Consider the following 26,464-nt stretch of genomic DNA (forward strand, 5'->3'; position numbering starts at 1 on the left):
TCCTACAGGGGACTACAATCCCCTCCCCCGCGCCACTGGCTGATCCACCCCCGCATGCCGACCTGTTCCGTTTACCCGTTGCCCTATCGAGCCAACCCCGCCGAGTATTTTGCGGCGATTCGCCATGCGCCCGGTGCGGTGCTGCTCGACAGCGGCCGCCCGGCGGCCGAGCGTGGCCGTTATGACCTGCTCAGCGCCTGGCCTGAGGCGACCTTGGCGGTTGCGCCTGACGAAAGCGGCGGCGATTTCCTGCAACGTTTGCGCAAAAGCCTGACGCACTTGGGCGAAGCGGCATTGCCCGCTGGCTTGGAGCTGCCGTTTGCCGGTGGCTTGATCGGCTATCTGAGTTACGATTTCGGCCGACACCTGGAACAGATGCCGCACCTGGCGGTAGACGACTTGCACCTGCCGGACGCGCGCTTCGGACTGTATGCCTGGGCGCTGATCAGCGATCACGCTGCGCAGTCCAGCCAACTGGTATTCCACCCCAGTCTCGCAGACAGCGAACGGCAACGCCTGATCAGCCTGTTCAGCGCCGGCGTCGGCGACAGGTCTGCGGCGTTCAAGTTGCAAGGTCCCATGGCACCGGACCTGACGGCCGAGGCCTATCGGCAGGCCATCGTGCGTATTCAGGACTATATCGAGGCCGGCGACTGCTACCAGGTCAACTTCGCCCAGCGCTTTCGCGCGCCCTGCATCGGTGATCCATGGTCCGCCTATTGCGCGCTGCGCGAGGCCTGCCCAACGCCGTTTTCCGGGTTCCAGAGCCTGCCGGAAGGTGGCGCGGTGCTCAGCCTGTCACCGGAACGCTTCGTCAAGGTCAGCCAGCGCCAGGTTGAAACCCGCCCGATCAAAGGCACCCGCCCCCGCGGCCCGACGCCGCAAGAAGATGCGGCACACGCCGCCGAACTCTTGGCCAGTCCCAAGGATCGCGCAGAAAACCTGATGATCGTCGACCTGCTGCGCAACGACCTCGGCCGCAGTTGCCGTATCGGCTCGGTAAAAGTACCCGAATTGTTCAGCCTGGAAAGCTACCCCAACGTGCACCATCTGGTGAGCAGCGTCACCGGCACATTGGCCGACGATAAAGATGCCCTCGACCTCATCGCCGGCAGCTTCCCAGGCGGTTCTATCACTGGTGCGCCGAAGATCCGCGCGATGCAGATCATCGACGAACTGGAACCGACCCGACGCGGCCTGTACTGCGGTTCGCTGATGTACCTGGACGTGCGCGGCGAAATGGACAGCTCTATCGCCATCCGCAGTTTGCTGGTCAAGGACGCGCAGGTGTGCTGCTGGGGCGGCGGCGGGATCGTAGCGGACTCGCAGTGGGAGGCGGAATATCAGGAGTCGCTGACCAAGGTACAGGTGTTGTTACACACGTTGGAAAGCCTCTAGCACCCAAGCCACTCCTGCCGCTGAGGGCAGCGAGTTCGGCACGAAAAAACCTGAATCAGAACGGTAATGGACCAACAGTGAGCGGCGCGATAGCGTCCGACTTCCGCCGCCCACCGCCGTCTGTGAAGGATCACATATGCCACTCAATCGTCAGAGCTTGTTTCAGGGATTGCATGCTCACCCACTCGGGCCTACTATCTCCCAATATGGGAGGAATGAGCGATGCGAATAATCGCCCTCTCAACCTTACGAAGGTTCTGGGAAAGCCACCCGGCTACTGCCGATGCAAAAACGCCCTTGGTCGAGTGGTATCGCCATATGGAAAAGACCCTTTACCCAACACCACAGGCACTCAAGGCCGAGCTCAGGACTGCAAGCATCCTCAAAAGCGGCAGGGTTGTATTCAACGTGGGCGGCAACAAGTACCGGGTGATCATGGCGATCGATTATGAGCGACAGCTTGGCTTCATCCGCTTTGTCGGCACCCACGCGCAGTACGACACAATCAATGCGGAGACCGTGTAATGAACATCAAACCTATTCACTCTCAGGAAGACCTGGCCGCTGCGCTCGCGCGCGTCGAGCAAATTTGGGGAGCGGCCAGCGGCAGTGCCGAAGGTGACGAGCTGGAAATTCTCGCTGTTCTGATTGAGAAGTACGAGGCGGAGCACTTTCCGATGCCGCCTTCGGACCCAGTGGAAGCGATCAAATTCCGCATGGAACAAATGGGCTTGACTGCCCGCGATCTGGAGCCATTCATCGGCCCCAGCGGGCGCGTTTCAGAAGTGTTGAACGGCAAGCGCAAGCTGAGCCTGGCGATGATCAAACGCCTGCATGAGGGATTGTGTATCCCTTATGAGCGGTTGCTGGCGGGCATTTAGGCGGGGCTGGGAGGGCCTTGGGAGAGGGGGCCTGCTCCTGATGAGGCCATCAGCCGCGCCAGATAATTTACAGGCTCAACTGTCGGCTGGACGCCTTGATAAACTCCCGCTTCAAATCCTCAAACGTATGCACCGCCGGAAACTGCGGGAACTCGCGAATCACATTCTCCGGCGCATGGAACAGAATCCCCCGGTCTGCCTCACCCAGCATGGTGGTGTCGTTATAGGAATCCCCCGCCGCAATCACTCGGTAGTACAGCGTCTTGAACGCCAATACCGACTGGCGCTTGGGATCTTTCTGGCGCAGTTGGTAGCTGACCACCCGGTCGTTTTCATCCGTGATCAGGCGATGACAGAGCAGGGTCGGAAAGCCCAGCTGGCGCATCAGCGGCTGGGAGAATTCGTAGAAGGTGTCGGAGAGGATCACTACCTGAAAGCGCTCGCGCAGCCAGTTGACGAACTCGATGGCGCCGTCCAGTGGCTTGAGGGTGGCAATCACTTTCTGGATATCGGCAAGCTTGAGCCCGTGCTCATCGAGGATACGCAGGCGCTGCTGCATCAACACGTCGTAGTCGGGAATGTCACGGGTGGTGGCGCGCAGGGATTGGATACCGGTTTTTTCGGCGAAGGCGATCCAGATTTCCGGAACCAGTACCCCTTCCAGGTCGAGACAGGCAATTTCCACAGGACACTCCGTTCGTATTATTCAAGTTGAGCGAGCAAAAGGACTGGCGAACTCTAGCGACTCAAGCACGCCGCCGCAACGCAGGGTAGATTTTGATACCATCGCCCCCTATAGAGCGCTCAGCGCCACTGACCTGTAGGAACCGTCCTGATGAACCAAGCCTTCGACGTCGTTGAACTCGCCACGACCTATGCCAACAAGTCCGCTCAGGACATCCTCAAGCTGGCGTTCAGCCAGTTCGGTGACGACCTGTGGATTTCCTTCAGCGGCGCCGAGGATGTGGTGCTGGTGGACATGGCCTGGAAACTGAACAAGAACGTCAAGGTGTTCAGCCTCGACACCGGCCGCCTGCACCCGGAAACCTACCGGTTCATCGAACAGGTGCGTGAGTTCTACAAGATCGACATCGAACTGATTTCGCCGGACCAGAGCAAGCTGGAACCCTTCGTCAAAGAGAAGGGCCTGTTCAGCTTCTATAAGGACGGTCATGGCGAGTGCTGTGGCATACGCAAGATCGAACCGCTGCGCCGCAAACTGGCAGGCGTGCGTGCCTGGGCCACCGGCCAGCGCCGCGACCAGAGCCCGGGCACACGCAGCCAGGTGGCTGCGTTGGAAATCGATACGGCGTTTTCTACCCCTGAACGTACCTTGTACAAATTCAACCCGCTGGCGCAGATGACCAGCGAGGAGATCTGGGGTTATATCCGCATGCTGGAGCTGCCCTATAACAGCCTGCATGAACGCGGTTTTATCAGCATCGGCTGCGAGCCCTGCACCCGTCCTGTGCTGCCGAACCAGCATGAGCGCGAAGGCCGTTGGTGGTGGGAGGAAGCCACGCAGAAGGAATGCGGGCTGCATGCGGGGAATATCATCAGCAAGACAAAAGTCTGACACAGTTAACCTGTGGGAGGGGGTTTGCTCCCGATGGCGTAGTGTCAGGCACTGTATGGGGTGACTGACCCGGCGCTATCGGGGGCAAGCCCCCTCCCACATTTGTTCTGTGTTCGCGATGAAAATGTACACATAGTTGTAACCATCGGTGCCATTTATGTGTGCAATCCAATATGAATCGCACCAAAACGTAACACTTCTTTCCTCTCTATTTTTGCCCTCCTGAGTCTGCCCCCTTCCCCATAAAAATAAATAGCTGTTCGAACGGTCAATTTATATCGCTTTTAATTCAGCTAGTTATTTCAATCGGCGATAAAAACAAGATTTACCGGAGTGTTGATAGTCCGAAAACTGGCACGCATGTGGCTTAAGGTGAAATGCGCTTTGTATACAATAAATACAAAACCTACATACACTTTGCCATCTGCCGCTTTGCTGCGGATGCGCTGGAGCCTGCCGGAATGCGTACAAGCCTCTCGAATGACATCGCACTGGATCTGCCCTCCTCCGTCTTGAATCCCGAGGCGGCAAGCCCCGGCCCGCTGGTACTCAGCTCACGCCTGCACAACAAAGACCTCGCCCCGACCAAGATCGAAGGCCGTCGCTGGGGGCGCTACAGCATCTTTGCGCTATGGACCAATGACGTGCACAACATCGCCAACTATTCATTTGCCATCGGCTTGTATGCATTGGGCCTGGGCGGCTGGCAGATCCTGTTGTCCCTGGGGATCGGTGCGGCACTGGTGTACTTTTTCATGAACTTGTCGGGGTACATGGGCCAGAAGACCGGCGTGCCGTTTCCCGTGATCAGCCGTATCAGCTTCGGTATTCATGGAGCACAGATTCCGGCGTTGATCCGCGCCGTGATTGCGATTGCCTGGTTCGGTATCCAGACCTACCTGGCTTCGGTGGTTTTCCGTGTGTTGTTGACGGCGGTTCATCCAGGGTTTGCCGACTATGATCACAACGCGATCCTCGGCCTGTCATCGCTCGGCTGGGCGTGCTTCGTGGCGATCTGGCTGGTGCAACTGGTGATCCTGGCCTATGGCATGGAAATGGTACGTCGCTATGAGGGGTTTGCCGGACCGGTGATTCTGCTCACCGTGGCCTCGCTGGCCGGCTGGATGTACTTCCAGGCAGGCGGCAACATTGCCTGGTCGATCCGCGAACCGCTGAGCGGCGGCGAGATGTGGCGCAATATCTTTGCCGGCGGTGCGCTGTGGTTGGCGATTTACGGCACGCTGATCCTTAACTTCTGCGACTTCGCCCGCTCCTCGCCTTGCCGCAGGACGATCCTGGTGGGTAATTTCTGGGGCCTGCCGGTGAATATCCTGATATTCGCCGCCATCACCGTGCTGCTGTGCGGCGGGCAGTTCCAGCTCAATGGCCGGGTGATCGAAAGCCCGACTGAAATCATCGCCGCCATTCCCAATACCTTCTTTCTGGTGCTCGGCTGCCTGGCCTTCCTGATCGTTACCGTGGCGGTGAATATCATGGCCAACTTCGTCGCACCGGCGTTTGTGCTGAGCAACCTGGCGCCCAAGTACCTGAACTTCCGCCGCGCGGGCCTGATCAGCGCCACCGTGGCGGTGCTGATCCTGCCGTGGAACCTCTATAACAGCCCGCTGGTGATCGTGTATTTCCTTTCCGGACTGGGCGCACTGCTCGGGCCGTTGTATGGGGTGATCATGGTTGACTACTGGCTGATCCGCAAAAGCCAGGTGGATGTGCCGCAGCTGTATAGCGAAGACGCGCAGGGCGTTTATTACTACAGCCGGGGCGTGAATCTGCGCGCGGTGGCGGCGTTCGTTCCGGCAGCGGTGATCGCCATCCTGTTGGCTTTGTTGCCTGGGTTCGCCAGCGTCTCGCCGTTCTCCTGGCTGTTTGGCGCCGGTATTGCAGGGTTGCTGTACCTGCTGATCGCCAAGCGCCAGCCGTTCTACGCCGATGTCAGCGGCGAAAGCATTGCAGTCGATAACGCCAGTCATTAAACAAGGAGCTTCCATGCGCATCCTCGTGGTCAACGTCAACACCACTGAATCCATCACACAAACCATCGCTCAGCAGGCGCGCAGCGTGGCCTCGCCGGGCACCGAGATTGTCGGGCTCACGCCCTACTTCGGCGCCGAGTCGGTGGAGGGCAACTTTGAAAGCTACCTGGCCGCAATCGCGGTAATGGATCGCGTAATGGCCTACGACCAGCCATTCGATGCGGTGATCCAGGCCGGCTACGGCGAGCATGGCCGCGAAGGCCTGCAGGAATTGCTCAACGTGCCGGTGGTGGATATCACCGAGGCCGCGGCCAGCATGGCGATGTTCCTGGGCCATGCCTATTCGGTTGTGACCACACTGGACCGCACAGTGCCGTTGATCGAAGACCGGCTGAAACTCGCCGGCCTGTACCAGCGCTGCGCCTCAGTGCGCGCCAGCGGCATGGCGGTGCTGGAGCTGGAAGCAGACCCACTGGCCGCCATGCAAGCCATCGTGCGCCAGGCGGAACTGGCCATCCTTGAGGACAAGGCAGAAGTGATCTGCCTGGGATGCGGCGGCATGGCCGGGCTGGACGAGCAGATTCGCCAGCGCACCGGGGTGCCGGTGGTGGATGGGGTGACGGCGGCGGTGACCATCGCCGAGTCGCTGGTGCGGTTGGGTTTGTCGACGTCAAAGATCAGGACCTATGCAACGCCCAGGTCAAAGAAAGTCATCGGTTGGCCCGGCAAGTTCGGGCACTGAGGATCAACTGTGGGGGGGCTTGCTCCCGATTGCGGTGTATCAGCCAGCTTATCTATAGCTGACCCACCGCTATCGGGAGCAAGCCCCCTCCCACATTTTGTTCACTGCACGGCAGTTAGATCGCACTGAATCGCTGCCCCAACCGTCGCTCGACAAACTGCTCGATCACAAAATCCACAAACGCCCGGGTCTTGCCCGGCAGCAGTTTGTGCTCGGCGTAGTAGATGGAGATATTGCCGTCGTCCACATACCAGTCCGGCAACACTCGCACCACCGCACCGCTGTCGAGGAACGGCACAGCCATCGGCATGCTGACCAACGCAATGCCCAGGCCCTGGGCGCTTGCGCAGCAGGCGGCTTCAGAATCGCTCATGGTCATCGCGGGTTTGAGCACCAGGGGGCTGTGCTCACGCTCGCGGTGGGTCAGTTGCCATGAGCGCACCCGGCCGGTTTGCGGTGAGCGGATCAGGATGCCATGGCAGCGCGACAAATCCTCGGGCGTACGTACCGCAGAGCGTTGCGCCAGGTAAGCCGGCGCAGCCACCAGCACCCGGTGCGCCGGCGTCAGCTTGCGCGCCACCACGCCTTGGGGCAGTTCAAAGCCGCCGCCAACGGCGGCGTCAAAGCCCTGGCCGATCAAGTCGACCTGGCGGTTATCGAAATGCCAATCCGGGCTGATAGCCGGGAAGCGGCGCATGAACTCACCCAGCAACGGCACCACATACCGATTGCCAAATACGGTGCCCATGCTGACCTTCAGCGTGCCCACCGGCCGGCCTTCGGCGCTGGCCAGGTTGGCCACGGCGTTTTGAATCGTGGTGAGGCTGCCGCTGACTTCGCCGAGGAACAGCTTGCCGGCTTCGGTCAAGGTCAGGCGGCGGGTGCTGCGCTGAAACAGCCTGACGCCCAGGCGCGCTTCCAGCTTGGCCACGCTTTTGCCGACCGCTGCCGGCGTCAGGCTCAGGTGCCGCGCAGCCTCCGCGAAGCTACCGCCTTCGGCGCTGCGCACAAAGCATTCGATACTCCCAAAGCTTTCCATATCGCCTACTCTAAACTTTTGGTTTACACAGACTATAGCAATCATGCTCTACCGGTATCGGTGGGCGAGGTCGATACTCGGCTCATCAACTACTTGGAGATCGACATGACCCCATCTACCCTCACTGGCAAAGTCGCCTTGGTTCAAGGCGGTTCCCGCGGCATCGGCGCGGCCATCGTCAAGCGCCTCGCCGCCCAAGGCGCCGCCGTTGCCTTTACCTACATCAACTCGGCCGCCAAGGCTGAAGCCTTGCAGAACAGCGTGATCAGCGCAGGCGGCAAAGCCCTGGCGATTCAGGCCGACAGCGCCGATGCCACGGCGATTCGCAACGCAGTCAACGTCACAGTCGACACCTTCGGGCGCCTGGATATTTTGGTGAACAATGCAGGAGTGCTGGCCATCGCGCCGCTGGAAGCGTTCAAGCTGGAAGACTTCGATCAGACCCTGGCAATCAACGTGCGCAGCGTCTTTATCGCCACTCAGGAGGCTGCCAAGCACATGGGCGAAGGCGGCCGGGTGATCAATATCGGCAGCACCAACGCCGAGCGCATGCCGTTTGGCGGTGGTGGTCCGTACGCGATGAGCAAGGCGGCGTTGGTCGGTTTGACCAAAGGCCTGGCGCGCGACCTGGGGCCACGAGGTATCACCATCAATAACGTGCAGCCAGGCCCGGTGGATACCGATATGAACCCGGCAAACAGTGATTTTGCCGATAGCTTGATTGGGCTGATGGCGGTGGGTCGGTATGGGCATGTGGAGGAAATTGCCAGCTTCGTGGCGTACCTTGCCGGGCCGGAAGCCGGGTACATCACAGGTGCCAGCTTGACCATCGACGGTGGCTTCAGCGCCTGATATGTAGCAACACGGCACAACCCATGTGGGAGGGGGCTTGCCCCCGATTGAGGTGGGTCAGCTATTGATAAGTTGGCTGATACACCGCTATCGGGGGCAAGCCCCCTCCCACATTTTTCCGGGTTGAATCAAGTCATGGGCGGCAGGCCGTAGGCAGCCAGGTCGAAATCCGCAAGTTTGCGGATGATCTGGTCGGCATGCTGATACTTGCTGTCGGCCATGGCCTCATCGGGCACGGCGATGGCGGTCATGTGCGCCGCTTTCGCTGCCGTCACGCCGAACGGCGAGTCCTCGAACACCAGGCAATCCTCGGGCGCCACACCCAGGCGGCGCGCGGCAGTGAGAAAGATGTCCGGCGCAGGCTTGGCGGCACCGACTTCCGGGTCGTCGGCGGTCACGATGGTGTCGAACAGGCCAAACCAATCGCGGTGCAAGGTGGTCTTGTGGCCGAACGAGTTGCGCGACGAACTGGTGCCCACCGCAATCGGGATGTTATGCGCCTTCAAATGCCGCACCAACGCCTCGGCGCCGGGCATGCCCAGGGCTTTGGGGAAACGCTCGCTCATCAGCGGTTCGCGAATCTGCAGAAACTCAGCCGGCGTGATCGGCAAGTCCAGCGCCTTGACCACATAGTCCGCCAAGTCCTGGGCACCGCGCCCAATTATGTGCTGCTTGATGCTCCAGTCATAGGTGCGGCCATAGCGTTCGGCGATGATCTGCGTGACTTCGGTGTAGATGCCTTCGGTGTCCAGCAACAACCCGTCCATATCGAAAATCACAGCCTTGATCGGGACAGCGGTACGCGGTGCATTCATCACAACAGAACCCTGGAGGAAGGACTAAAAGGATTCAGCACAATAACGGCCCTGGTTGCTTGCAGGCAACCTTCCTGAAGCCTGGATCGGATATTCATACCAGGCAACAGTTTTATCAACCGGCGCGCGCGGCGCACGTCTAGGGTTTGTGTGTGGGAGCGACCAGTCTTTGACCAGGGCCCGAAAATACACCTTGCAAACCTTATAAAAGACTTATTAACCTCCAATGAATTCGATCCACTGGACTCGTAAATCCGTCAAACAGCTACTTCGGCTGCATACCTATCATCAGCAACAGGTACGCGATGCGGTGTCGGCGCTTGAGCGCATGCCCGACGCAGTCAATGTCAAGAAGCTGGTTAATTACCCTCACGGCTATCGGCTTCGGGTAGGTCATTACCGCGTAGTGTTCGACTGGGACGGGGACATTCATGTGGTCAGCATTCAAGAGGTCAAGAAACGTGACGAGCGAACCTACTGCCGTACAGATCATCCACAATACCGAGGGCAAGCCAGCCTTCGTGGTGATTCCCTATGAACACTATGTGGCCCAGCAAAACGACCCGAATCTTATTCCTCATGCTGTCGTCAGTCGCTTGGTGGATGGAGCTACGCCTATACGTGCCTGGCGCGAGCACCTGAACCTCACCCAGGAAGAAGTCGCCAAGCGACTGGGCATTTCACAATCTGCATTCGCCCAGCAAGAAGCGGTAAACAAACCGCGTCGGACCACGCGGGAAAAGATTGCCAAGGCATTTGGTATAAACGCCTGTCAACTTGAGCTATGACCTCGTGCTGCACGTGCCCTGATCCGACGTTATCGACAGCGTTGAGACAGCTGCACTGGTGAAGAATCAGGCTCCCTCTGCCCCTTCATAGACGAAGCCATGTCCGAAGCCTTCGACGTTCCCAGCCCCCACGAAAAACACCTCGAGCACACCACCGAACATGCCCACGGCCGCGGCGACACCTTTGCCAGCCGTATCGCGGTGATGACCGCGATCATGGCCACCGTTGGCGCCATGCTCAGCTACCAGGCCGGCTCCAGCGAAAGCGAGGCGGCGATGGACAAGAACAACGCCGCTATCATCAAGACCGAAGCCGCCAACCAATGGAATTACTATCAGGCCAAATCCAGCCGCCAGAATCTGGCAGAACTGGCCACGCACATTCCCGGCGTGGATGCCGCCCACTACAACGACGAAATCCAGCGCTATAAAAGCCAGAAGGAAGAGGTGCGCAAACAAGCCGAGAAGCTTGAAGCGACCTCCCTGGAATGGGACCGCAAATCCGAAGAAGCGCTGCACCAGCACCATCGTTGGGCCCAGGCGATGACGGCGATTCAGATCGCGATCTCACTGGCGGCGATCACCTTGCTCACGCGCAAGGAATGGCTCAAGCGCATGGCGTATTCGGCCGGCGGTGTGGCCGTGGTGCTGGGTAGCCTGGCATGGCTGCATCTCTGACCGAGCGCGGGCAAATGTGGGAGGCGGCCTGACTGTCGCCACATAAAATGAAACCTTGGCGCGCTGATTTCAATCCGCCCTCTGAGCGATTAAAGTATCGCGCCTCGAGAATTGAATCTCGATATTCAGCCCATGGAGTTACGCGTGAAGTACATCAGTAAAGTAGTTGCAGCAGCCGTTCTTGGTTTCACCCTGGCAGGTTGCACCGGCACCGCCATGAAAACCCAGCAATACGACGCCAGCCAATACACCGTGCTCGGCCACAGCGAAGCCAGCGCCACCGGCATTATGCTGCTGGGTATTATCCCGATCGGCCAGAACAGCCGCTTCGTCCGCGCCCAGGATGCAGCCATCAAGGCCAAAGGCGGCGACGCCATGATCAACACCCAAGTGCAGGAAAAATGGTTCTGGGCCTGGGTACTGAACGGCTACACCACCAAGATTTCCGGTGATGTGGTCAAGTTGAAAACCGCGCAATAAGTAAGTTGCCAGGCGCAGAGCCTGGCAAGCGACGTTTCATGGGCCTGACTTCAGGGGATGGCCCATGAACTTCAGTAGTATTGACGTAATCGTGGCTGTCCTATTACTTAATAGTACTGGCCTGCCAAGTTGCGTGCTTGATCAAGTTGAAAACGCGGATACACCGATAGTCTAAGGTTCACATTCTTCCGTTATCACACGCCCCCTTATGTGCCCTTCAATTGTCAGCTTCCACTCACGGTAACTGGCGGGCATGCATCGAAAGCAGGGGCGATAGCCTGCCAATCGTGCGGTCTGTTCATCGATAAAAAACACACGATCCTTCACATACCCGCCTTTGCTCAATGCCCGTAGTGCAGCCGGGCAGTCCAGGCGCCCGTAGATCTTGCTTCCTTTATGCCCGCCAAACTGACCCGGCTTGGAACTGAGGGCGGGTTTGCCGTGGGAATCCATGACTTTCCATCGCCTCATTACGCACCCTCCCCCGTCCGGTGCAGTCATCCGACAACATGTGCAGCGTGCATGCTCTTCTCGCGCTCGATCAACTTGCGCTTACGCTCCACTCCCCAACGGTAGCCAGACAAAGATCCATCACTGCGCACCACGCGATGGCATGGAATCGCCACCGCGAGTTTATTGGCCCCGCATGCGTTAGCCACTGCACGGGTGGCATTGGGCATACCTATCCGCGCGGCGACCTGGGCGTATGTTTCGGTCGTTCCTGCAGGAATATCCCTCAGCGCCTGCCAAACCCGTTCCTGAAATACGGTGCCACGGATGTCCAACGGCAGCGCAAAACCGGTGCCCGGCGATTCGACAAAGCCGACGACAGTGGCCACCAGCGCCTCGAACTCGGCGTCGCCGCCAATCAGGTTGGCGTTGGGGAACTGGTCCTGAAAGCTCTCCACCAGCACATTAGGGTCATCGCCCAATAAAATCGCGCAAATGCCGCGCGCGCTTCTGGCCACCAGGATCGAGCCCAGCGCGCTTTCGCCCAGTGCGAATTTGATATCCACATTGGCCCCCCCTGCGCGGTACTCGGTGGGTTTCATGCCGAGGATATTTTGCGACGCCTCATAGAATCGGCTGTTGGAGCTATAGCCCGCCTCATAAAGAGCGTCGGTGATGGTGCCACTGAGCGAAAGCTGGTCTCTGACGCGCGCACGCAACGAAGCGACGCTGTAGGCTTTAGGCGTGAGGCCCGTGAGTTTCTTGAAGACTCGATGGAAGTGGAAGCTGCTCATGCCCACCTGTTCGGCCAGATCACCCAGGTTGGGAACCACGTCCGATGCATCGATAAGCCGGCAGGCTTCGGCAACAGCCGCCGCATGCTTCTGGGCGACGGCCGCCGGGTTGCTGCTGTCGCGCTTGGAGGGGCGAAAGCCCGCCCTTTCGGCTTCAGCTGCGGTGTCAAAAAACACGATATTTTCCGGCCGAGGCAGCTTGGTCGGACTGAAGGGTTTGCAGTAAACCCCGGTGGTCAGCACGCCGTAGACGAAATCGAGGTCTGCATCAGCCTGGCGGCTGACGAGAATATTCCAGCGCGGATCGTCCTCGGCCCTCAGCACGGGCTGGGTGGTTTGGTCTTTAACGCATTCCATGGCAATGTCCCCATCTTCGCAATTTGCACAAGCCTATCGCTATTGAGCCGCGTTAAAACTCCGGGTCTTGCTTTCAAATTCGAACGCTTGGCCGTTCCATCACTGCGCATCATGGAATATTACCCCAAGGGTAAACCGGTGCCCCGCTCTGACCTCGCTCACGCCGTGGCGCGTAAATACGGAGTAGAAGCCCCGCGCCCCCTTCACGGGCCTGCGGTTGACGGCAAAAATCACTGCATCGCCCTTGCGCAGCGGCACTACGTTGACCCTGGACTGCATCCGTGGCCGCTGTTCGGTAAGCACGAATTCGCCGCCGCTAAAGTCGTCATTGGGCTCAGACAGGAGGATAGCCATCTGCACGGGAAACAGAATGTCTCCATATAGGTCGCGGTGCAGGCAATTGTAGTCTCCTGCACCGTAGCGCAGCAGCAGCGGTGTGGGGCGCTCTTGCCGGGCGTCGTGGCACTGGCTTAGAAAGTCTTCGTGGCGTTCGGGATAGGGAGGTTCGAGGCCAAGTTTAGTGTTCCAATAGTTGGCCAGTGGGACCATCTGCGGGTAAACACAGGATCTCAATGTGGCGATAATCGGCGGCAGCGGGTAGGCAAAATATTTATATTGGCCTGAACCGAAGCCATGCCTGCTCATATTGATACACGACCTGAAGATGTCCGGCTCGTAGTAACTATCGATAAGACGCTGGCAGACGTCTGGGTCGAGCAGGTTCTCGATGACGGTAAAGCCGCTGGCGTTTACGCGATGTAGATGCTCACTCCAGTTTTCGCAAGCGAGCCTTGTTTCCAATGCCCTATCGACCATTGCCATTCCCTTGTGGATTGCATGATTGTCAACATACCGCAGGCAATCCACGGGAGCCTCCGGTTTGTTGCTATCAAATTAATCCAGTGAACCGGCATGGGTTTCTAGGAGGCTTCAACGTTTGAGAGAATGGAGCCAGCTATGTCAATGAGCAACGCTCTCGCAACATGGACAGTCGATTAAAGTATCAGCGTGCACTCAAGCTCTCGTCCCAATGTCTCATGTTTCCAAGACGTCCTCTGACTGGTGTTCTACCCGATTGCGCCCTCTTTTCTTCGCGCCATAAAGAAAACCATCAGCCTTTGCTAGCAAATCAGTCGCTGTATTCACACCACGCTGATGGTTGGAACTTACACCTGCGCTGATGGTGACAAAGCCAACCGGACTCCCCTGATGTGCAATTTTTTCGGCCTCTATAGCTGAACGCACTTCTTCAGCAATCTTGACTGCTCCTGAAAGCTCTGTTTCTGGAAGCAGTATTACAAACTCTTCCCCACCATATCGCGCAGCGAGGTCGGCTGGACGGTTTATGTTTGTACCTATTAGTTCTGCAATTCGCCGCAGGCATTCGTCACCGACAACGTGACCATAATAGTCGTTGTACTGCTTGAACCAATCAATATCGATAAGTATGAGCGCTACGCTATTCCCAGTGCGACATGCTCTTGACCATTCTTTTTCGAGTGTAGAGTCGAAGCACCTACGGTTAGGTAAACCGGTAAGGCTATCAGTCTTAGCAATATGTTCTAAATCGCAATGCGCAAGACGCAGTTCTTCCTCTGCCACCAACACGCGTTGAATTTGCCGGTAAAAAAGGAACCCCAGGCTAGTCAGCACAAAAATTATAAGCACCACCATAACCGATGCTTGATAGACGTACGTCCACCAGGTGGCGAATACTGAATCTAACGATAAACCGGCTGCAGTGACCAGGGGTAGGCCTTGTATACGGCTGTAGGCATAGACTCGCTCAACCCCGTCCACGACAGAGGTGAGGGTCGCTGTGCCCTCGTCGTTGTGTATCAAATACCGACTAAACAGGTCTCCCTTTGAGATATTAGTTGTCATTAACGCGTCAATCATTGGTCGGCGCGCAAGCAAGTCGCCATTACTGAGTGCGAGAAGTATTACTCCCCGTTTGTCGACATCCAACCGGTTAAAAAAACTCTGGAAATATGCAACTGGCAACGTTGCCAAAACGACGCCGCTGAAGCTGCCATCACTGTGCTCGGTGCGCCGGCTTACAGGAATGATCATATCGCCCGTGGTTCGGCTCAAAATCACCTCGCCTATACGGACGGCCGTGCCAGGATGATTCTTGTGGTAGATAAAATAAGATCGATCACTATTGTTCTTGGCGACCGGCTTTGAAGAAAAGGAATTCGCTACCCGGTCCCCATGTTCGTCGTATATGAACAACCCTTGAATTCCGTCGGTTGCTTGAACATTGCTGGCCATCACTTTGGATAAGCGGGCCATGTGTTCGGCGTCAAGCCCGTCGTTTTCAAACCGCTCAACAAGGTTATCGAGTATGTTTTCAGCCTGACGTATGGTGTCTTGAGCTTGCTGCTCGGAAGCGCGAACAATGTTATGCGCAGCAATCTTCGCATTTGCCAGTCGTTCGTCCGCCGATTGTTTTAACTGCCAAGCAATTGCGGTCACTAGCATGACACAGGCCAGGAAAATAAACGCTATCAAGCCCACAGAGAGGGCTTTAGGTGTTAATCGACCGGACACGAGCGTTATCGTTTTCATTGAGCTCATCTTAGCTTGGAGTGCTGAATCTTCCTGTGAATTTTCCATAACTCATAAATCTAGGTGGAGTCTACCCACAGCAATCAGATCCCGAGTCCATGGACTCGACAAGCGTCGGCCCTATCAGCGCCGCCGACCAGATTAGACTTCACTCCTCGTAGCAGGCCAACCAGCCACCATTTACGCACCCAAAAAGCGCACCAGTCCCATGGCGGTCCCATAGGCCCATTTTTCGGGTGCCAAAAACCACAAACCCCCGACTTTCTCTAGGAAAATCAGGGGTTTGCGATTTAAGAATGTGGCGGTGAAGGAGAGATTCGAACTCTCGATACAATTTCTTGTATACACACTTTCCAGGCGTGCTCCTTAAGCCACTCGGACACTTCACCGTATCTCGTCAAACCAGTTCAGTCTGTCGAGGCGCGCTAATGTAGTCGAAAGCCTTTCTGATGGCAAAGGTTTTTTTCAGAATTTTCATGCGGTTAGACGGGTATGCCGGAACACGGCCTGTGCGCGGTGGTGATTGTGCCAATCTCGGGCATGGCTCGGGATGGTCTACGCTGGCTGTGGTGCCCTGCCCCAGGCGCTCTGCTGCCGGGCGTTAAGCGAAAGCCTGACTGGGCAGTCAGTCACGGCGCTTTACCCGCGCGGGCGTGGTGGGTAACGTCTGCTGCATCTTCTATAACAAGTCCTACAAGGAACCGCGTCATGAGTGAGTTGATTGCCTACCACCTCGAAGACGGTATCGCGACCCTGACCCTGAGCAACGGCAAGGTAAATGCCATTTCTCCCGCCGTGGTCAGTGCGTTCAATGCGGCGCTGGACCAGGCGGAGAAGGATCGGGCGGTGGTGGTGATCACGGGCACGCCGGGGATTCTGTCGGGGGGTTATGATTTGAAGGTGATGACGGCCGGCCCTAAAGAGGCCATAGGCCTGGTCACGTCGGGCTCGACGCTGGCGCGTCGGCTGTTGGCGCATCCGTTCCCGGTGATTGTGGCGTGCCCTGGGCATGCGGTGGCCAAGGGTGCGTTCCTGCTGCTGTCGGCGGATTACCGGATTGGTGTGGAAGGCCCGTTCAGCATTGGCCTGAATGAAGTGGCGATTGGCATGACCATGCACCACGCCGGTATCGAGCTGGCGCGGGATCGTCTGCGCAAGTCGGCATTTCATCGATCGGTGATCAACGCCGAGATGTTTGACCCGCAAGGCGCTCTGCAAGCGGGCTTCCTCGACAAGGTGGTAGCGCCGGAAGAATTGCACGCGGCGGCATTGGAAGCGGCGCGGCAGTTGAAGAAGATCAATATGAATGCGCACAAACACACCAAGTTGAAAGTGCGCAAGGCACTGCTGGATGCGTTGGATGATGCAATCATCCAGGACCAAGGCCATAACCTGATTTAACGTCCCACACTTGCTGTACCGAAGCCCGACCTTGAGTCGGGCTTTTTCTTACAATCCAAACCGAAATAACCCGGGCCGCTCTAGACAAGCGTTATCGGCGCACGTTGAAACATACGCTTAAACATCGCCTATCTCCTACCTCTGCTGGGGCAATTGCCGAATACAGTGCACATCCGTACACTGCGCCACCTTTTGTCTCGGTGAGCCCCGTCGATGCTTTTTCTGTTACGTATGTTGTTGATGGGCCTGCACTTTATAGTCGCCGGTGTACTGGGCGTGCTGTTGGGGATCTGCCGGCCGTTCAATCCGGACAACAGCCGTCTGTGCGCACGCCTTTACGCGCTGCCAGCGATGTGGATCCTGCGCCTGAACGTGAAAGCCGATGTCGACTCCCTGCGTAACAAGCCCGGCACTTGCGTGGTGATCGCCAACCACCAGTCCAACTACGATCTGTTTGTGCTCGGTACCGTGGTGCCCCACCGCACGGTATGCATCGCCAAGAAGAGCCTGAAATGGGTGCCGTTGTTCGGCCAGTTGTTCTGGCTGGCCGGCAATGTGTTGATCGACCGCGGCAATGCGCACAAGGCGCGCCGGGCCATGCTCACCGTTACCCGCACCTTGCAACACGAAGACACGTCTATCTGGGTGTTTCCAGAAGGCACGCGCAACCTGGACAAAGGTTTGTTGCCGTTCAAAAAAGGCGCGTTCCATATGGCGATTGCGGCCGGTGTGCCGATCGTGCAGGTGTGTGTCAGTCATTACGTCACGCATATGCGACTTAATCGCTGGAACAGTGGGGATGTACTCATACGCTCGTTGGCGCCGATTCCTACTACCGGAATGACTGCGGATGACGTTCCGGCGTTGATGCAAGCGTGTCAGGCGCAGATGGATGAGTGCATTGCGCAGATGGATCGCGAGCTGCAAAGCGCTTGAACGCCTGCGGCGTGGTCTGAGGAGCGCGCAGGGCGACGCGGAGCGTCACGGGGGGCATTACCACGCAGAGCGTGGGAACGATCACCCTCGCTACAACGGAACGCCATTCAGGCTAAGCTGCCCAACATTTGTCCTCCTGATAAGAAGTGATCAGCACCATGGGTAGAGTCGTTGCGGCCGCCGTCTATAGCGCCGGAAAGAAAGTCACTGATATCACCCTCGACGAAGGCGCGGCCTGGGCCGCCAAACCCGGCCACTTTGTGTGGATCGGCCTGGAAGAGCCCAGTGCTCAGGAGCTGAACAACCTGCAACGCCAGTTCAACCTGCACGAGCTGGCGATCGAAGACGCCATGGAAAAGCATAGCCGCCCGAAGCTGGAAACCTTCGGCGACGCGCTGTTTATCGTCACCTATTCACCGGTGCGGGAGAACGGAAAGCTGGAGTTTATCGAAACTCATATCTTCGCCGGCAATGGCTACATCATCACCGCCCGTAATGGACACTCAGCTTCCTACGGTTTTGTACGCCAGCGCTGTGAGGCGCGTCCGTTGTTGCTGGAGCATGGCGAAGATTTCGTACTCTATGCCTTGCTGGATTTCGTCACTGAAAACTATCAGCCGGTCAGCGAGGCGATCCACGCCGAGATCGATGAACTGGAGCGCAACGTGCTGTGCAGTTCCCTGAGCGAGCGCGACATCCAGAACCTACACGGCCTGCGCCGCGACGTGTTGCGGCTCAAGCGCTATGTGGCGCCGATGGTGGAGATCAGCCAGGAACTGCAGAAGCTGAGCTTCCCGTTTATCGACAAGAACATGCGCCCGTATTTCCGTGATGTGCAGATCCACGTCACGCGGCAGATGGAAGACCTGACGACCCTGCGCGATATCGCCAGTCAGACCATCGAGATCGGCGTGTTACTGGAGGCCTCGCGCCAGAGCGTGGTGCAGCGCAAGTTCGCCGCTTGGGCGGCGATCCTCGCGTTCCCCACGGCGGTCGCGGGGATTTATGGGATGAATTTCCAGAACATGCCCGAGCTGCAATGGCACTACGGCTATTTTGCAGTGCTCGGGTTGATTGCGGTGGGCTGCACCAGCCTGTGGGCGAGCTTCAAACGGTCGGGTTGGCTTTAACGTTGTGCGCTACAAAGCGCATCATCCATTCCGCCACGGTCGCGCCGTGGTGGTCCCGCTCCAGGCTGGCCACGCCGTTGGTGTAGACCTTTTCGCCCAGGGTTGTCTGAAGAATCTCGAGCAGTTCGCGGGAATAGTCGTGAACAAATTCCGGATGGCCCTGGAAGCACAACACCTGGTCACCGATGTGATACGCCGCGATGGGGCAAAACTCGCTCGAGGCAATGACCGTGGCATTTTCCGGCAGGGTCGTGACCTGGTCCTGGTGGCTGATCAATAGCGTCAGTTCCGGCACTTGCGGGCTCATCCAGGGTGCCTTGGCATCGATGGTGTAGTCGTGAATGCCCATGCCCCAGCCTTGGCTGGCGCGTTCGGTCTTGCCGCCGAGCAGCAACGCCAGCAACTGGTGGCCGAAGCAGATACCCAATAACTTGTCGCCGCGCTCATAGCGCTGGAGCACGTAGGTCTTGAGGGTCTGGATCCACGGGTCGGTGCCGAACGAGTCGGCTTTGCTGCCGGTGATCAGGTACGCGTCAAAGGCTTCGTCATCCGGCGGGTATTCACCCTGCACCACGTTGTAAACCACAAACTCTGCGGCAATCGGCTGCTTGGCAAACAGGCGCTTGAACATCTGCCCGTAACCTTGGTACTGATCGATCAGGCCTGGACGCAGGATATCGGTTTCCAGGATGCAGACGCGTAGCGACATAAAAAATACCTGACACGGCGATGGGAATATTGAACACCCAGAGCGTGCCTTGAAACACCTGTTCAAAGCAAGCCCTGCACCCCTGATCAGCGGAACGTTTCACCCTGGGCGGCTTTCTCCAGGAGCAGCGCCGGCGGCGCAAACCGCTCGCCATACGCATCGGCCAGATAGCGCGCCCGGGCGATGAAGTCGTTCAGGCCGTACTGGTTGATAAACTGCAACGCACCGCCACTCCAGGCTGCAAAGCCAATGCCGAAGACCGAGCCGATATTGGCGTCGGCCGTGGACATCAACACGCCCTCCTCCACGCAACGCACGGTTTCGATGGCTTGAATAAACAGCAAGCGGTCGCGCACGTCCTGGGGCGAAATCTGTTTACCGGGCTGTTCGAACCGCGCCTTGAGTTCTGGCCACAGGTGCTTCCGGGCGCCTGCTGGATAGTCATAAAAACCGCCACCGGCGGCCTTGCCCGTGCGCTTGTATTCGTTGACCAGCAGATCGATCAGCGCCGTCGCCGGGTGGGCCTTCGGCACCTCGCCTTGGGCTTGCAGGTCCTTGGCGGTTTGCTGTCGGATATGGCTCATGAGGCTCAGGGATACTTCATCCGACACCGCCAGTGGCCCGACCGGCATACCGGCCTTGCGCGCTTCGGTCTCGATCATCGGCGCGGCCACGCCTTCGCCGAGCATGGCGATGCCTTCGTTGGTGAACGTGGCGAACACCCGCGAGGTGAAGAACCCGCGGCTGTCGTTGACCACAATCGGGGTTTTCTTGATTTGCAGTACGAAGTCAAAACCTCGCGCCAGGGTTTCGTCGCTGGTGTGCGCGCCCTTGATGATTTCCACCAGGGGCATCTTGTCCACCGGGCTGAAGAAATGCAGGCCGATGAATTTGCCTGGGTCGGGCACCGCAGTCGCCAAACCGCTGATGGGCAAGGTCGAGGTATTGGAAGCGATCACGGCGTCCGCCCCGACTACGCGTTGCGCGGCGGACGCTACCCTGGCCTTGAGTTCGCGGTCTTCGAACACCGCTTCGATCACCAGGTCACAGCCGGCCAGGTCGGCGTCATCCTGTGTAGGGCAAATCCGCGCCAGGGTGGCTTCGCGCTGCTCGGCGGTCAATTGCCCACGGCTGACGTTCTTGTCGAGCAACGCGGCCGAATGGGCCTTGCCCTTTTCGGCCGCCGCCAGGTTGACGTCCTTGAGCACCACGTCGATCCCTGCACAGGCGCTGGCATACACAATGCCCGCCCCCATCATGCCGGCGCCGAGTACACCGAGCTTGCGCGTCACAAAAGGCGCAAAACCCTGTGGTCGCGAACGGCCGGCGTTGATTTCATTGAGCTGAAACCAGAATGTACCGATCATGTTTTTCGCCACCTGTCCGGTCACCAGCTCGGTGAAATAGCGGGTTTCGATCAAGTGCGCAGTGTCGAAATCCACTTGAGCGCCTTCCACGGCAGCGCAAAGGATTTTCTCCGGCGCCGGGAAACAGCCCTGGGTCTTGTTGCGCAGAATCGACGGTGCGATGGCGAGCATCTGCGCGACTTTCGGGTTCGACGGCGTGCCCCCAGGAATCTGATAGCCCTTGTTGTCCCACGGCTGTCGGGCCTCGGGATGGGCGAGAATCCAGGCGCGGGATTTGGCCAGCAGCTCATCGCGGTCTGCCGCCATTTCATCGATCAGGCCCGCCTGCAATGCCTGCGCCGGCCGCACTTTCTTGCCTTCCAGCAGATACGGCAGGGCTTTTTCCAGGCCCAGCAGGCGCACCATGCGCACCACCCCGCCGCCGCCCGGCAACAGGCCCAGGGTGACTTCGGGCAGGCCGAGCTGCACCGACTTGTCGTCCAGCGCGATCCGGTGATGGCAGGCCAGGCAAATCTCCCAGCCACCGCCAAGGGCCGCACCGTTGATCGCGGCCACCACCGGTTTGCCAAGAGTTTCCAGGCTGCGCAGTTGCGCCTTGAGCACGCCGACGCCGTCGTAGAATTGCTTGGCGTGGGCAGTGTCGACCTGGATCAGCTCATTGAGGTCACCGCCGGCAAAAAACGTGTTCTTGGCCGAAGTAATGATCACCCCGGCCAAGTCGGCTTTTTCTGCCTCCAGGCGTGCAATGGTGGCCGCCATGGCCGCACGGTACGCAGCGTTCATGGTGTTGGCGCTTTGGCCGGGCATGTCGAGGGTCAGCACCACGATCTGGTCCTGGCCTTTTTCGTAACGAATGGCGTCGGTCATGACAGTTTCCCTAAGGCTCAGAGGCGTTCGATGATAGTGGCGATGCCCATGCCACCGCCGACACACAGGGTGGCGAGGCCGTAGCGCTGCTGACGCACTTCCAGCTCATCGAGCAAGGTGCCGAGGATCGCGCAGCCGGTGGCGCCCAGCGGGTGGCCCAGAGCGATGGAGCCGCCATTGACATTGACCCGGGCGGCGTCGATGCCCATGTCCTTGATGAATTTGAGCACGACCGAAGCGAACGCCTCATTGACCTCGAACAGGTCGATGTCCTCGACGCACAGGCCGGCCTTGGCCAACGCCTTGCGCGTGGCCGGTGCAGGACCGGTGAGCATGATGGTGGGATCGGTGCTGGTCACCGCCGTGGCCACAATCCGCGCGCGCGGCTGCAAGCCGAGCTCGCGCCCTTTGGCCTCGGAGCCAATCAACATCAAGGCAGCGCCGTCGACAATCCCGGAGCTGTTGCCGGGTGTGTGCACATGCTGGATGCGTTCCACTTGGCTGTAGACCCTCAACGCGGTGGCGTCGAAGCCCATCTGGCCGATCATTTCGAAACTCGGCTTGAGCTTGCCGAGGCCTTCGAGGGTGGAGTCGCCACGAATAAATTCGTCATGGTCCAGCAACACAATGCCGTTCTGGTCCTGCACCGCGATCAGCGATTTGTTGAAGGATCCGTCTGCCCGTGCCCTGGCGGCTTTCTGCTGGGACTGTAGGGCAAAGGTGTCCACGTCCTGGCGGGTGAAGCCTTCCAGGGTAGCGATCAGGTCGGCCCCAATGCCCTGAGGCGTGAAGTGGCTGTGCAGGTTGGTTTGCGGGTCGAGAACCCAGGCGCCCCCGTCGCTGCCCATTGGCACGCGGGACATGGACTCGACGCCGCCAACCACCACCAGGTCCTCAAAGCCGGAACGCACTTTCATCGCCCCGAGGTTGACGGCCTCCAGGCCCGAGGCGCAGAAGCGGTTGATCTGCACGCCGGCAACGCTGATGTCCCAGTCCGCTACAAGTGCGGCGGTCTTGGCGATATCGGCGCCCTGGTCGCCCACTGGGGTGACGCACCCGAGCACGATGTCATCCACCTGCCGGGTGTCGAGGTCGCTGCGTTGCGCCAGCGCCCTGAGCAAATCGGCGACCAGGTTGACCGGCTTGACGCTGTACAGGGCGCCGTCGGCCTTGCCTTTGCCTCGGGGCGTGCGTATCGCATCAAAGATCAAAGCTTGGGTCATGATGGCCTCGAACCATAGTGGGTGTAGGCCCCTACCTTAAGCCCGATTGACACGGTTTCAATGACGGATGCGCTCATTGCTTTTGACCCCCTCGCTCGGACGAACGGTAGGCAGCTATGGGAAACCCTGGGTTAATCGTTTTAGCTGTCTAGCCTCGGGGTTGGCGCCAAGATGGCACTACGCCTCATGCCGTTTTAAGCGGATAAAGTGCTTAGCTGATATGAAATGGATCTATGCGCCGAAGAACGACGGCTCTAAGGTTGAATCTGTAAGAAGCTGCTGCCGGGTTTTGCTGGAGCGGTTGTAAGAAAAGTTTCACGCCAGGTCGCGATACTGGATCAACCGGTACGCATTTGACGTTCAGGAATAACAACAAAAGGCAGTCAGCCATGTTCAAACATTCGAAAGTACGTCAGGCGGGACTTATTCTGTTCGCCACCACATTGATTCTGATCTTGCCCAATTTAACCAAGGTTATCGGGTGACGACTCGACCTATTTATTCCGTGCGCACACAGCATCGGGATTACAGCGTTTGGCAGCACCTGCCGGGGCATTGCGTATAGCCGTCCTGTTGCAGGGGCTGTCTTTTTGCGCGCAGATTTGCGCTATCGTAGTTCTCCCGTCACCTCGAAACGGCCTGCCCTTTGAAATCGATCCTCGCCTTGCTCGCGCTGTTGCTGACCCTGCCCGCTTCGGCGGCGCAACTGACCATCGAACTGGACCACGCCAGCAAGACTTGGCAGACGGCGGAGCTACTCAAGCACCCGGATGCGCGGACGGTGCAGATCGTCGATGACGTTTCCTACAAGCGCACCATGACCTACCGCGCAGTGCCCTTGGCGAGTCTCCTACCGGGCCTGAAACCTGCGAGCCATGTGCGAGCGGTGGCCCTCGACGGTTTTGCCGCCGAACTCGCCGTCGCGCCACTGTTGGAAAACACCGGCGCTCGCGCCTGGCTGGCGGTGGAAGACCCGGCCCATCCATGGCCTGCGCTGGGAGATGGCAAACCGAGCGCGGGGCCGTTCTACCTGGTGTGGACCGATCCGCAGGCCGGGCATATCAGCCCGGAACAGTGGCCGTTTCAGATATCCAGCATCAAGCAGCTGCAGACCGTTGCCGAGCGCTTTCCGGCGCTGCTGCCTGATCCGAAACTGGCCGCAAATAGCCCGATCAACCAAGGCTTCGCGGTGTTCCAGAAAAATTGCCTGGCCTGCCACCGCCTAAACGGGGCGGGCGATGCGCAGATGGGGCCGGACTTGAATATCCCGTACAGCCCTACCGAGTATTTCGGTGGTGATTTTCTCAAGCGTTACATTCGTGACCCTCAGAGCCTGCGACGTTGGCCGCAGGCGAAGATGCCGGCGTTCTCGGCCAGTGTGTTGCCGGACCATGAGCTGGATTTGCTGGTGGGATATTTGCAGCATATGGCGGGGCGCAAACAGCAGCCCTGAGGCTCGCGCAGATCAGAAGTGGGAGGGGGCTTGCTCCCGATAGCAGTGTGTCAGTCAGCTTATCGGTAACTGACACACCGCCATCGGGAGCAAGCCCCCTCCCACATTTTGGATTGAGTACAGTCAGTCGGCCCGGCGCACGGCAGGCCGCATTGCAAAACTTCCTGAAACAACACAGCCTGCCTTCCACACTGGGTGTGGGTTGTAGTTAATATTATTGCTGCTGCACGGAAACGACCGGCGTCGGTGCGACAAACACCTTGGCATGCATCTGCTCATGCCCTCCCCCACGGCGCATGCCCCGCACCGGGCAGGCGTCCAGGTAGTCCAGGCCCACGGCGAGTTTCAGGTGCCGCTCCGGCCGGGCCAATTGGTTGGTCACGTCAAAACTGTACCAGGCGTTATCCAGCCAGGCTTCGGCCCAGGCATGGCTGGCCAGGTGCGCGCTGTCTTCGGTGTACAGATACCCTGATACGTATCGCGCCGGGATGCCCAGGCTGCGCGCACAGGCCAGGAACGCATGGGTATGGTCCTGGCACACGCCCGCGCGGCCGGCGAAGGCCTCGGCAGCGCAGGTGTCGACGTCCGTGGCGCCCGGCGTGTAGACCATCGATTGGTTCAGGGCATGCATCAGGTCGATCAGTGCCGTGCGGTCGCGACGCTGGTGGCAGTGTTGCTGGGCAAAACCGCGCAGGGCTTCGTCGGGCTCGGTCAGGCGCGTGCCGCGCAGGAACGGAAAGGCCGACTGGCTCTCGTGTTCAGCCTCACTCAATTCGTCGATATCCACCTGGCCACGGGCGCCGATGATGATGGCGTCGTGAGGTTCGTCCAGGGTCAGCACATGCAGGATGTTGCCGAATGGGTCCACTTGCGCCCGTACGGGGCGCGGCAGATCGAGCTGCCAGCTCAGCACACGCTGACGCTCGCTGTCGTGGGGCGTCAGGCGCAGATATTGGATGCTGGCGCGCACCTGGTCTTGGTAGTGGTAGGTGGTTTCGTGGCTGATGGAGAGTCTCATGCCGCCTCCAGGTAGGAGCTATAGATGGCGTCGCCCAACTGGCGGACCAAGGGGATAAAGTCGGTCAGCCAGGCGTGCAGGCCTTCCTCGAGGATTTCATCGATGGCGGTAAAGCGCAGACGCGCGTCCATCTCGGCGGCCAGGCGCTGGGCCGGGCGACCGTTGAGGCCCGGCAGGCTGGCGAGGATCTGGTCGATCTCTTCGCTGCAGGCCCGTAGCGAGCGCGGAACATCAGCGCGCAGCAGCAACAGTTCGGCGACTTGCCGGGCCCCCGGCGCATCCCGATAAATCTCGGTATAGGCCTCGAACGACGACAATGCCCGCAGCAACGCACTCCATTGATAGTAGGCGTGGGCCGTGCCATCACTCACCGTTGCAGCCTGGTCGCCGGCCATTTCGTAACGCGCGTCCAGCAGGCGCAGGGTGTTGTCGGCGCGCTCGATGAAGGTGCCCAGGCGGATAAAGCGAAACGCATCGTTACGCATGATGGTGCCGTAGGTGGCGCCGCGGAACAGGTGCGAGCGCTCCTTGACCCATTCGCAAAACCGGCTCATGCCGTAGCGGCTCAAGCCCTGTTGGGCGATATCGCGAATATCCAGCCAGGTAGCGTTGATGTTTTCCCACATGTCGGCGGTAATCCGCCCACGTACCGCATGGGCGCTGGCCCGTGCGGCGCCAAGGCAGCTGTAGATGCTGGCCGGGTTGGCAGCGTCCAGGGCGAAAAAGTGCAGCAGGCGTTCGGCATGCAGTTCACCGTGGCGCTCGTGGTAATCCTCCAGGGTGCCGGTGATCAACAGCGGCATGGCCAATTCGTGCAGACCATCGCCGCGCCCGTCCTGGGGCATCAGCGACAGCGAATAACTGACATCGAGCATGCGCGCGAGGTTTTCCGCGCGCTCCAGGTAGCGCGACATCCAATACAAATCCGAGGCAGTTCTACTCAACATG

Annotated in this window: 26 protein-coding genes, 1 tRNA gene and 1 pseudogene; 15 read left to right on the top strand and 13 right to left on the bottom strand. The window is 58.9% G+C overall.

What is annotated here, in order from left to right:
• The first annotated feature begins 54 nt into the window (after window positions 1-54).
• From pabB to C4J87_RS18800, 3 genes are all read left to right on the top strand, one after another.
• Entirely contained in the window at window positions 55-1,398 is a 1,344-nt protein-coding gene (gene pabB / locus C4J87_RS18790) for an aminodeoxychorismate synthase component I (protein WP_124367971.1), read from the top strand.
• Window positions 1,399-1,620: 222 nt separating this feature from the next.
• A complete protein-coding gene (locus C4J87_RS18795) occupies window positions 1,621-1,923 on the top strand; it encodes a type II toxin-antitoxin system HigB family toxin (protein ID WP_124367972.1) in 303 nt (100 codons plus the stop codon).
• Window positions 1,923-2,279, top strand: coding sequence for a type II toxin-antitoxin system HigA family antitoxin (locus tag C4J87_RS18800; protein ID WP_124367973.1), 357 nt, complete (start codon window positions 1,923-1,925; stop codon window positions 2,277-2,279). The genes C4J87_RS18795 and C4J87_RS18800 overlap by 1 nt, the downstream gene beginning before the upstream one ends.
• A gap of 67 nt (window positions 2,280-2,346) precedes the next feature.
• Here the strand turns inward: C4J87_RS18800 and thrH are convergent, their stop codons facing one another.
• Window positions 2,347-2,964: a bifunctional phosphoserine phosphatase/homoserine phosphotransferase ThrH gene (thrH, locus tag C4J87_RS18805; RefSeq protein ID WP_124367974.1), complete on the bottom strand. Its 618-nt coding sequence runs from the start codon at window positions 2,962-2,964 to the stop codon at window positions 2,347-2,349.
• Between the two features lie 150 nt (window positions 2,965-3,114).
• Here thrH and C4J87_RS18810 point away from each other — a divergent pair, with 150 nt between their 5' ends.
• The 3 genes from C4J87_RS18810 to C4J87_RS18820 all read left to right on the top strand — a co-directional run bounded on the left by C4J87_RS18810 (window position 3,115) and on the right by C4J87_RS18820 (window position 6,588).
• Window positions 3,115-3,855 (top strand): phosphoadenylyl-sulfate reductase, encoded by a 741-nt coding sequence (locus C4J87_RS18810; protein WP_124367975.1) that lies wholly within the window; start codon window positions 3,115-3,117, stop codon window positions 3,853-3,855.
• Between the two features lie 461 nt (window positions 3,856-4,316).
• Window positions 4,317-5,846, top strand: a complete 1,530-nt coding sequence (locus C4J87_RS18815) for an NCS1 family nucleobase:cation symporter-1 (protein WP_124367976.1) — start codon at window positions 4,317-4,319, stop codon at window positions 5,844-5,846.
• A gap of 13 nt (window positions 5,847-5,859) precedes the next feature.
• Window positions 5,860-6,588 carry an aspartate/glutamate racemase family protein gene (locus C4J87_RS18820; protein ID WP_124367977.1) on the top strand — a complete coding sequence of 243 codons (729 nt, stop codon included), beginning with the start codon at window positions 5,860-5,862 and terminating at the stop codon, window positions 6,586-6,588.
• Between the two features lie 115 nt (window positions 6,589-6,703).
• On the opposite strand, the gene C4J87_RS18825 is transcribed toward C4J87_RS18820, so the two are convergent.
• Window positions 6,704-7,627 (bottom strand): LysR family transcriptional regulator, encoded by a 924-nt coding sequence (locus C4J87_RS18825; RefSeq protein ID WP_124367978.1) that lies wholly within the window; start codon window positions 7,625-7,627, stop codon window positions 6,704-6,706.
• 105 nt (window positions 7,628-7,732) lie between these two features.
• On the opposite strand from C4J87_RS18825, the gene C4J87_RS18830 reads away from it, so the two are divergent.
• Complete coding sequence (locus C4J87_RS18830) at window positions 7,733-8,479, top strand: 3-oxoacyl-ACP reductase family protein (protein ID WP_124367979.1); 747 nt, start codon at window positions 7,733-7,735, stop codon at window positions 8,477-8,479.
• A 128-nt stretch (window positions 8,480-8,607) separates the two neighbouring features.
• On the opposite strand, the gene C4J87_RS18835 is transcribed toward C4J87_RS18830, so the two are convergent.
• Complete coding sequence (locus C4J87_RS18835; RefSeq protein ID WP_124367980.1) at window positions 8,608-9,294, bottom strand: HAD-IA family hydrolase; 687 nt, start codon at window positions 9,292-9,294, stop codon at window positions 8,608-8,610.
• Between the two features lie 226 nt (window positions 9,295-9,520).
• Between C4J87_RS18835 and C4J87_RS18840 the strand changes: the two are divergent.
• The 4 genes and pseudogenes from C4J87_RS18840 to C4J87_RS18855 all read left to right on the top strand — a co-directional run.
• Window positions 9,521-9,772: pseudogene (locus tag C4J87_RS18840) on the top strand (type II toxin-antitoxin system RelE/ParE family toxin); the annotation flags it as partial.
• Window positions 9,726-10,082 carry a helix-turn-helix domain-containing protein gene (locus tag C4J87_RS18845; RefSeq protein WP_164485268.1) on the top strand — a complete coding sequence of 119 codons (357 nt, stop codon included), beginning with the start codon at window positions 9,726-9,728 and terminating at the stop codon, window positions 10,080-10,082. The pseudogene C4J87_RS18840 and the gene C4J87_RS18845, both read left to right, overlap by 47 nt.
• Before the next feature lie 99 nt (window positions 10,083-10,181).
• Window positions 10,182-10,760 (top strand): DUF4337 domain-containing protein, encoded by a 579-nt coding sequence (locus tag C4J87_RS18850; protein WP_124367982.1) that lies wholly within the window; start codon window positions 10,182-10,184, stop codon window positions 10,758-10,760.
• Window positions 10,761-10,904: 144 nt separating this feature from the next.
• Complete coding sequence (locus tag C4J87_RS18855) at window positions 10,905-11,240, top strand: hypothetical protein (RefSeq protein ID WP_124367983.1); 336 nt, start codon at window positions 10,905-10,907, stop codon at window positions 11,238-11,240.
• 171 nt (window positions 11,241-11,411) lie between these two features.
• Here the strand turns inward: C4J87_RS18855 and C4J87_RS18860 are convergent, their stop codons facing one another.
• The 5 genes from C4J87_RS18860 to C4J87_RS18880 form a co-directional block, all read right to left on the bottom strand.
• Entirely contained in the window at window positions 11,412-11,741 is a 330-nt protein-coding gene (locus C4J87_RS18860; protein WP_305955277.1) for an Ada metal-binding domain-containing protein, read from the bottom strand.
• Window positions 11,738-12,841: a bifunctional DNA-binding transcriptional regulator/O6-methylguanine-DNA methyltransferase Ada gene (ada, locus tag C4J87_RS18865; protein WP_124367985.1), complete on the bottom strand. Its 1,104-nt coding sequence runs from the start codon at window positions 12,839-12,841 to the stop codon at window positions 11,738-11,740. Before ada ends, C4J87_RS18860 begins: the two co-directional genes overlap by 4 nt.
• Before the next feature lie 99 nt (window positions 12,842-12,940).
• Complete coding sequence (locus C4J87_RS18870) at window positions 12,941-13,657, bottom strand: 2OG-Fe(II) oxygenase (protein WP_124369009.1); 717 nt, start codon at window positions 13,655-13,657, stop codon at window positions 12,941-12,943.
• 219 nt (window positions 13,658-13,876) lie between these two features.
• Window positions 13,877-15,460 carry a GGDEF domain-containing protein gene (locus tag C4J87_RS18875; RefSeq protein ID WP_164487671.1) on the bottom strand — a complete coding sequence of 528 codons (1,584 nt, stop codon included), beginning with the start codon at window positions 15,458-15,460 and terminating at the stop codon, window positions 13,877-13,879.
• Window positions 15,461-15,711: 251 nt separating this feature from the next.
• Window positions 15,712-15,801 (bottom strand) — tRNA-Ser (locus tag C4J87_RS18880).
• Between the two features lie 319 nt (window positions 15,802-16,120).
• On the opposite strand from C4J87_RS18880, the gene C4J87_RS18885 reads away from it, so the two are divergent.
• The 3 genes from C4J87_RS18885 to C4J87_RS18895 all read left to right on the top strand — a co-directional run bounded on the left by C4J87_RS18885 (window position 16,121) and on the right by C4J87_RS18895 (window position 18,879).
• Complete coding sequence (locus C4J87_RS18885; RefSeq protein ID WP_124367986.1) at window positions 16,121-16,813, top strand: crotonase/enoyl-CoA hydratase family protein; 693 nt, start codon at window positions 16,121-16,123, stop codon at window positions 16,811-16,813.
• A gap of 213 nt (window positions 16,814-17,026) precedes the next feature.
• Complete coding sequence (locus tag C4J87_RS18890; protein WP_124367987.1) at window positions 17,027-17,749, top strand: 1-acyl-sn-glycerol-3-phosphate acyltransferase; 723 nt, start codon at window positions 17,027-17,029, stop codon at window positions 17,747-17,749.
• Window positions 17,750-17,907: 158 nt separating this feature from the next.
• Window positions 17,908-18,879 carry a magnesium and cobalt transport protein CorA gene (locus C4J87_RS18895; RefSeq protein WP_124363969.1) on the top strand — a complete coding sequence of 324 codons (972 nt, stop codon included), beginning with the start codon at window positions 17,908-17,910 and terminating at the stop codon, window positions 18,877-18,879.
• Here C4J87_RS18895 and C4J87_RS18900 read toward each other — a convergent pair.
• From C4J87_RS18900 to C4J87_RS18910, 3 genes are all read right to left on the bottom strand, one after another.
• On the bottom strand, window positions 18,857-19,588 hold the full coding sequence (locus C4J87_RS18900; RefSeq protein ID WP_124367988.1) for an amidotransferase: 732 nt from the start codon (window positions 19,586-19,588) through the stop codon (window positions 18,857-18,859). The genes C4J87_RS18895 and C4J87_RS18900 overlap by 23 nt on opposite strands.
• An 86-nt stretch (window positions 19,589-19,674) precedes the next feature.
• Window positions 19,675-21,822 carry a 3-hydroxyacyl-CoA dehydrogenase NAD-binding domain-containing protein gene (locus C4J87_RS18905; protein ID WP_124367989.1) on the bottom strand — a complete coding sequence of 716 codons (2,148 nt, stop codon included), beginning with the start codon at window positions 21,820-21,822 and terminating at the stop codon, window positions 19,675-19,677.
• Window positions 21,823-21,839: 17 nt separating this feature from the next.
• The gene (locus C4J87_RS18910) at window positions 21,840-23,045 is read right to left on the bottom strand and encodes an acetyl-CoA C-acetyltransferase (protein ID WP_124367990.1); all 1,206 of its coding nucleotides are present in this window, start codon (window positions 23,043-23,045) and stop codon (window positions 21,840-21,842) included.
• Window positions 23,046-23,691: 646 nt separating this feature from the next.
• Here C4J87_RS18910 and C4J87_RS18915 point away from each other — a divergent pair.
• Window positions 23,692-24,498, top strand: coding sequence for a cytochrome c (locus C4J87_RS18915; protein WP_124367991.1), 807 nt, complete (start codon window positions 23,692-23,694; stop codon window positions 24,496-24,498).
• 214 nt (window positions 24,499-24,712) lie between these two features.
• Here C4J87_RS18915 and C4J87_RS18920 read toward each other — a convergent pair whose 3' ends face one another.
• On the bottom strand, window positions 24,713-25,516 hold the full coding sequence (locus C4J87_RS18920) for a transglutaminase family protein (protein ID WP_124367992.1): 804 nt from the start codon (window positions 25,514-25,516) through the stop codon (window positions 24,713-24,715).
• On the bottom strand, window positions 25,513-26,463 hold the full coding sequence (locus C4J87_RS18925) for an alpha-E domain-containing protein (protein ID WP_124363975.1): 951 nt from the start codon (window positions 26,461-26,463) through the stop codon (window positions 25,513-25,515). Before C4J87_RS18925 ends, C4J87_RS18920 begins: the two co-directional genes overlap by 4 nt.
• Window position 26,464: the final 1 nt, after the last annotated feature.

The organism is Pseudomonas sp. R1-43-08 (assembly GCF_003852255.1).
GTDB lineage: Bacteria > Pseudomonadota > Gammaproteobacteria > Pseudomonadales > Pseudomonadaceae > Aquipseudomonas.